The 7354-nt window shown below is 44.4% G+C and carries 5 protein-coding genes and 1 pseudogene; 2 read left to right on the top strand and 4 right to left on the bottom strand.

The features are described from left to right. Together ACTHY5_RS10300 and ACTHY5_RS10295 are read left to right on the top strand one after the other, a co-directional pair. Positions 1-402 (top strand): annotated as a pseudogene (locus ACTHY5_RS10300) (type I restriction endonuclease subunit R); the annotation flags it as partial. Positions 403-583: 181 nt separating this feature from the next. Beyond that, complete coding sequence (locus ACTHY5_RS10295) at positions 584-1174, top strand: hypothetical protein (protein ID WP_441879336.1); 591 nt, start codon at positions 584-586, stop codon at positions 1172-1174. Between the two features lie 277 nt (positions 1175-1451). Here ACTHY5_RS10295 and ACTHY5_RS10290 read toward each other — a convergent pair whose 3' ends face one another. The 4 genes from ACTHY5_RS10290 to ACTHY5_RS10275 are packed head-to-tail and all read right to left on the bottom strand — an operon-like array spanning position 1452 to position 6985. After that, the gene (locus ACTHY5_RS10290) at positions 1452-2585 is read right to left on the bottom strand and encodes an McrC family protein (RefSeq protein WP_441879334.1); all 1134 of its coding nucleotides are present in this window, start codon (positions 2583-2585) and stop codon (positions 1452-1454) included. Beyond that, positions 2582-4927 carry an AAA family ATPase gene (locus tag ACTHY5_RS10285; RefSeq protein WP_441879332.1) on the bottom strand — a complete coding sequence of 782 codons (2346 nt, stop codon included), beginning with the start codon at positions 4925-4927 and terminating at the stop codon, positions 2582-2584. The genes ACTHY5_RS10290 and ACTHY5_RS10285 overlap by 4 nt, the downstream gene beginning before the upstream one ends. A 31-nt stretch (positions 4928-4958) precedes the next feature. Continuing rightward, positions 4959-5588 (bottom strand): hypothetical protein, encoded by a 630-nt coding sequence (locus tag ACTHY5_RS10280; protein ID WP_441879330.1) that lies wholly within the window; start codon positions 5586-5588, stop codon positions 4959-4961. Next, complete coding sequence (locus ACTHY5_RS10275; protein ID WP_441879328.1) at positions 5588-6985, bottom strand: AAA family ATPase; 1398 nt, start codon at positions 6983-6985, stop codon at positions 5588-5590. Before ACTHY5_RS10275 ends, ACTHY5_RS10280 begins: the two co-directional genes overlap by 1 nt. Positions 6986-7354 lie beyond the last annotated feature (369 nt).

The following is a 7354-nucleotide window of genomic DNA, read 5'->3' as shown; positions in this document are numbered from 1 at the left end:
ATCCGCCAGCAAGATATTCAGCTACAAGAAAATGCGCAAGACTACGACTTAGAACCCGGTGATGCCCTAGGCACGGCCAAGGCTAAAGATAAAAAAGAAGAGTTTTTATCGGAGATCGTTGCCAAGTTAAATGAGTTATTTATTACCGATGAGCTAACCGACTCAGACATGGTGAACTATGCCTACACAGTGCGCGATAAAGTACGCGAAAATACGCTGGTGATGCACCAGTTAGCCAACAACAGCCCAGAGCAGGCCATGTTAGGCGACTTCCCTAAAGCCCTGGACGATGCCATTTTAAGCAGCGGTGAAGCCCATCAAAACCAAATGCTACAACTGCTGAGCGATCCTAAAAGAACCGAGACGTTTGCAAAGATCATTTTTAATTTACTGACATACTAAACACGTACCCTGTGGGCAGGGTAAGTGGCGTTGACGTCACTATCTAACTTCTTAAATATAGGCATCAGGATAAAGTTTAATCAGTTAACATCGGGGGGGCTTGTTAAGTTATTATCCGAGTACATAGGAGCAATTTGAGCGCTTTCAGTAGTAAAAAGTCTTTAAAGAACTGAGGATATAAATGTCTATTCCCACACTTACTTATGGCTGTACAGGTTGCGATAGCTTTTGTTGGAGCTTAATGAAGCACGCAGGCTTTTATTACCTTGTCGAAGAGACTCGGTTTCAAGTCTATGTTGAGATGGGGGTGTGTCATCAGTGTACAGAGATATATCCAATAGAGGTATTTCCTGAAGTAGCCGAAATACGTCAGTTAAAACAAACGCTAGAAACCCAGAGAGCCCAACTTTTTAGTGAAAAAGCACAGCATGATCAAGCTAACCAATCGCTACGCTGGTGGCAGAGAAAAAAAGATTTACCTTATGCTCTTAGTCAACTAAACAGTAGCTGCGAAGATATAGAAAAACGGGTCTCTAATATGGAGCAGACGTATAACGCCTTGTCTGGCAGAATCGCGCTGCCCAAGTGCTTACGATGTGGCTCTACCGAGCACACCTTGTTTCCTTCATACCAAAATACTGGCAACGATAAGGACTTTCTTGGCTTGAAGCATCCTCGCTGTGGTGGTGAGTTGATAGTGATTAATGACGGCCTGCGCTTAAATGTTAAACCGGCTGCAATTGGCTTTGATATTGAAGCTAACAAACTGTGACGATATCTAGGGGTATCTAAACATGCCTCCCATATTAAAAAAACTCGATAGGGGAATATGGAGTGGCCTGACTTAAAGTAGACACCAGTTAAGTAGCATTATTTACAGGAGCCAAAGCAATCAAAATCCTGCAGCCATTCACCAGTCACTAATTTACCGGTAAATAAGTTTAGTGGTACACACCACAGAGAAAGTTGGTCATCAAAGTTAAATACGGGTAATGGCTGTTTAAAAAGACGGTGCTGCGGATAAATTAGCATCAGACTGCCTTTGCCATTTAAGTATTTATGACCATACGCGAACATCTGGTAAGATCTGCCTGTTGGATACCATATTTGTGCTTACTGGTGGTCTTGCTTTGATCAAGTAGCTTCCATTTAGCATCCAACACCGCACTATGCTCTTGATCTTGGATCACTAAAAAATCGGGTTGTAGTGCAAACCAGTTTTGTGATGTATTATTGCTTGTTGAGCTAGGAATATGACGGAGTAAATGACGACGACTAGCTTGAGGGATCAGTTTAGCGCCTGCAACTAAATGCTGTTGCAAACAGGTTTTAAGGTAGCTCTCAAACAACCGCTCCATAGGAAACAACAGGGCAATACCTCTGTGTTTTCCTTTTTGAAAATCTGGGTTAAGTTGCTCCAAAATCAACCGACACCAAGGCTTGATGCTTATATAGCCTTGCATCATTTTATTATCTTGCCAGCGTTCAAACTGGCGTAGCGGCTGCTGTAGCGATGTGATACTGACTAAGTGTTGGCTTAGAACATTAGCTAAACGCCAATTTTTATGAGCTGTGGTTAACTTAAAGGCCACATCGAGAGCTGTTTTTATTAGTCTGTTTTCAAGCCGGTCGGGGCTAAACTCGGCATAGCGGATATGAAAGTGAGTAGCTTTACCCGGCGATTGTCGAAGCTGGCGCGTCATATTTAGCCGACCTCTAATAAAACGGCTTTCCTCTTCAATATTTTGATAATCAAAACGTAAACCGCGGCGTACTAACTCAGCCAGTTCATATAAAAACTGGCCGATTACCCACTCGTGTAAAGGATCTCGTGAACGAAGCAAGTCCGCCGCGCTAGCTTCTCGGTGTTTCACACCCAGTGCAGAACGCAGCATGCGGTGCAATAACTGCCGCAGATTTGCTGGCTCTTCTGGCACATCACGTTCTGTTTTAGGCAAAATCTCTATGGCTTCACCATGGGGGCTTTGTAGATAGCCCACATAACTGCACAGTTTAAGACGCTTTTTACCTTCAATACTGAGTAGTTCAGCTTTGCCTTTCCAACCTTGTTGTAGCTCAAGCAGCCAATCAAAAGTGGCCGGTGACACTATACCTAAATCCATGCTGGACTCTTGTACTGTGTCACAGGTTAAAGTGGCGTACTCACGTACGACTATGCTCATGCTACTATGCTCTTGTAGGCCTCAGAATTATTAAACGCTTTTTTATTAATCCGGTAACGTCTGTCCATCAGCTGCTCGGCAACGTCCGGTGCAAACAACTCATGTAACTTTGGTAGGCTATCTTCTTGAGCTTTATCAGTAAGAATAAAATAATGCTCATCAGGATGTTTACCTGGCTCAGGCACATTCAGTATCCAACCGATACGCTGATAATCATCAAAGAAATATTCTTGCAGCAAAGGTAACAGCTTGTTCTCAAACAGCTTAGCAAGCTCTACTTGCAGCTCTACTTCATCATCAATACTTAGTAGCGGCATAAAGTAACTGTGGCCAATCAGGTGCTCAGCATCTAGCAGTACTTCGATACGCTGGTTAATTTTGGTCAGCATCTGCGCCAAATTTACGCCAAACACCTCTACGTTCTTTAGTAAATCAGTTTGAGGCAGCATTTCTACAAAGCTAAAGCGACGGCGCAGTGCTAGATCTAGCTGTGCTAGCGATTTATCAGCGGTATTCATGGTGCCAATCACATAGAGGTTGTCGGGCACATAGAATGGTTCTTTAGAGTAGGGCAGGATCACCGAACGAGTATCGGATCCGCCCTTACGCTTATCTGGCTCTAGTAGCGTGATAAGCTCACCAAAGATACGTGAAATATTACCTCGGTTAATCTCGTCGATGATCAGCACATAGTTTGGTGCCTCACTATCTTGATATGGGACACTCAGTGTAGAAGGCAGTGTAATTTGCTGTTGTGACAGCTCTGCTAGTATGTCAATCCAAGTCATGCGATCTAAGGAATAGACAGTTTGTGCGACTAAAGTTGTGTTGTTATTGAGTGGCAGTATGTTCAAGTTGATATTGGATAGGATCCAGTTAACGTCACGGACATGGTTATAACCAGCGCAAGCGTCGTTTGGTTCATAACGGTATTCCGATGTAACAATGCCGATGGCCAGTGCAGATGTATGATCTTTCAAGCACAGCAGTACGTCACCTACTTCAATACCTTGCTGAAAATAAGTAAGAGTGGTCTGTGTTTTCCCTGACAGGCTTTCCCAATACTGCTGCATATTTTCATCGCGAGCATCGAGCTCTATTGCTAGATCTCCGGTTTTATTCCACCCGATTCTAGCCTCACTACGCTTAATACATTTCTGCCTGAATTGAACTTCATTACGTTCGCCAATAGATATTTTCCAGATGCGAGGCTCACTCTTTAGGCCTAAATGGTTTTGATCTAGCGTACTTCTACTGGCAGCCAAGGCAAGTCGCTTAAAAACACCTTCTGCTACTGAGTAGCTAAGTTTTCCATCGTCACTATCAGCGCGTATCCCTTCTAAGAAATCCTCATAAGAATAGCTTTGGTGAAAGGTGGTAAAATCGATACGTCGTGCTTTGACTAGCTCATCGTACTTCTCTTTTATAGCGTGCCGCAGCTCAAGAGTCGATTGCTCGGTACTAACAAGAGCTGCGCAGGTGTCCTGATACCACTGGGGCTCGGCAATCTTCACTGCCATCTCTGTGGTGGCATAAGTCTTACCAGTACCTGGTGGGCCATAAAGGATTTGGTTTAAGGGAAATTCATACATCAACTTATCCTTTATTTGGTAAGAAGTAGGACTGGCTTCATGGATACTGTGTTCAGCCTCGTCAGTTTCATCAGTGTATTGAACTGAATTCGATTGCTCTTGGTTCTCAAGCCATGCTTGGTGTGATACCTCCCAAAATGGCTTACTAGTTACAGCTTTCACTGCTTTAAGACATTCTTTGTATTCTTCCCAGTTTGCCCTGGGTATTGCTACGCCTTTATTTTTTAACCAGATCTTGGTTTGCGCATCGATAGGTAAATATTTATCTGGGTATGTATAAAAAAGACATTGTGTGAGTTTAGTAAATCCTGTTCCTTTAATAGCTAAAGCAGCGTTGAATAAATCGCTATCGATTTTATTTTTTTCAGCTGCTCTGAATAGCTTCCATAGCGTAGGTATTGAGCCTGATTTGCGGGCTTTAAGGTACGGGAATAGCCAAACTTTCAGTGGTTGTGTATTAGGAACACCCGAAAAGTCACTTGGAGGATCAACGTTAAGACTGGTAATATCAATCAACTCATGAAACATTGTTTTGCGGTTTTCTTCTCCGAACTTCATAAACATACAAAAAAATGTAAAAGGATCGATACTTTTTAACGGAGTATCTTTATCTTTCTTGTTTATATCAGTCAGTCCCTCATCTATACCTAATTTGCGTAATGTTTTAATAAGTTCAGGTTGGTGATGCTCATAATCTTTAAGCCACTTTGATACGGCCTGAAAAACAGGTAGCCAAGTATACTTTTTCATTGAGTTGTCTCTTTTTATAGTTTTTAAATAGTTAACCGGCTAGCCAGCTGTTGAGTATGTTGGCGACGACGGGGGAGAAGGGCGCGAGTTTGCCGTCTTGAGGCTGGGCGATGTCGTCTATTAACATCAGTAGCAGTTCATCGTCGTCAAAACCATCGCTGGGATCTACGCCATTAGCCCATAACAAGGCATCCGACAAGCGTTTACGTTTTTCGATGAGTGCTTTGTTGTTTACTTCTGTGTCCCCGAGATTGAGCACCCGAATGCTTGCTCGTGCCCGTTCAGTAAGGCCTTCTACTCTGCCACTAATCTTAAAGCGCAACTCTGTTTCACACTCAACCATTAAAGGGGTGAGCGGTAACGGTTGGGCACCGTGGGCGTCATCGCACTGTTTGGCAGTGGTGCAACTGGCAACAATATTGTTGAAGCTAAGGCTAAGCTGTGGGGCCAGTTGCTGGGCTTGCACATGCTCATTCATAGTGTCGGTTTTGTGCCCAGAAATTGATTGGCAGCAATAAGCGCATAAATAGAATTGCTCGCGAGTGCAGGCATCGCGAATGGCCTGGCGCTCGGTCTGCGCTGTGGCATGGCTAGCTCGTGGATTAGCCTTCTTCCACGCCGTTAACGCTAACGGCTCTGGCCCCTTATTAATCTTCTTCATTACTGCTCTCGCTTACTATGCTCTACATTGTCGTCAGCACTTGCCATGCATAGCTCTTGCTTGCGCAGTAATAAATGAGCCTTAGTTAGCTCAAGGTTATTTTCTGGTAGTTCGGTTTGCAGCTCACTTAATAGTTGATGCGCCTCAGACAGCTGTTTGTCTTGAATAAGATCGAGCAGATCGTTGAGTTTTTTCCCGATGTCGATATTGCGAATATGCGCGCCCATTACCTCTAACAAGACACTGTTGGCATCTTGCCCATACTGGGATGGCACTTGAGAGAGCTCTGCATTATCCAGTGAGTACACCAGCACATCTTTACTGTCACTGATCACCAATGGTGAGTGCGTGGTCAGCACAAACTGACAATTAGGGAAGGTACTGGTTAGACGCGCAATAATGCTGCGCTGCCAAGTAGGGTGCAGGTGCATATCTACTTCATCAATCAGCACTATGCCATCACCGGCTAGCGGGTTAGCCATGGCAGGGTTCATCATCGCCAAGCGCCGGGCAATATCGCCTACTAGCGCCATCAAGGATTTTTCACCTTGCGAAAGCTGCAGTACGTTTAGCGTTTCACCGTCTTTGTCGATGGACATAAACAGTCTAGGCTTGCGACGCACCTGAAGATTACTGAAGCCTGGCATAAAATTACTAATAGCAGTGCGCACCGCCGTTAGCTGGCGATCTCGAGAGGATGCACTTAATTGCTGCAACTCATCCCATAGTTCGCTGTCTTTGCCTACGGTTTTCAGTAGTTTTTCCAGCATTTCGGCAGAAATGCCCGACTCATTTTCGCTGTCTTCACGCTCGCGAAACCATTCAAAAAAGCGTCTAAAGTCGACACCCTGATTAAGGGCATTGTCGTAGCCGTCTAACTGCAAAAAGCTATGTTTCTCTTTTATCTTAAGTGGAATATCGAGTACCACTCGCTCAACAGGATAAAAAGCAATCAAGGGTAAACTGGCTTGATTATCCGACGTGAGCAAAGCGCGATAATGTTCGGCTAGTCGAGAGGCGTCTTGCAGCTGACTGGTATATTGCGCTTTTTTACCGGTGCGCGTTTTCGCCAGCGTCCATTCATATAATGGTTCGCCGTTATTAGCATCAGACGTTTGTTCAAAATCCCCAAGAACCTGAATATCAATTGCAGCAGACACAGCTTCATTGAAGATCACTTCTTCAGGGATGGGGCTACCGCTGCCTTTTTCACTGCGCATGCGAGCTACGAACCAGCTCAGCGTTGTCGCAAGAGATTTGAGAATAGAAGTCTTACCGGCACCATTATTACCAATCAGCACAGTCACATTAGAAGGCATGTCAGCAGTGGGAGCTAATGGCACTGCTAATGATTCAAATCGTCCTAATTGGGATATACGTAACTGTTTGATTTCCATGGTTTTATCCTTTAGCCATAAGAACACCGACTATAACGCGGCGTTTACAGGTCAGCAACTGCTGCATTAGTGCCTGTTGCTCTTGTTTAAGTGCCTGGCGCTAATTCTTGTTGAAGCGTTTCCTAAAAGTTTCTACTTGGGCTTGACCAGTATACTCGACGGTGGATTAATGGTGGAGAGGGCGGTAAAGAGTAAAAGGTTTATTTTAGGCCGAAGGGAGCCAAATAGCCTTGGGCTTACTTGACCCACTCTTTGATAAAAATGCAGGCAACAAAAAAGGGTTAGCAGATATTAACCTGCTAACCCTTGGTATTTGGTGGCCCCTCCCAGACTCGAACTGGGGACCTAACGATTATGAGTCGTGTGCTC

Origin of the sequence: Oceanisphaera sp., assembly GCF_052084945.1 — a bacterium.
Classification (GTDB): domain Bacteria; phylum Pseudomonadota; class Gammaproteobacteria; order Enterobacterales; family Aeromonadaceae; genus Oceanimonas.
Note: the sequence above shows the minus strand (reverse complement) of the source record. Positions and strands in the feature narration are given on the sequence as shown.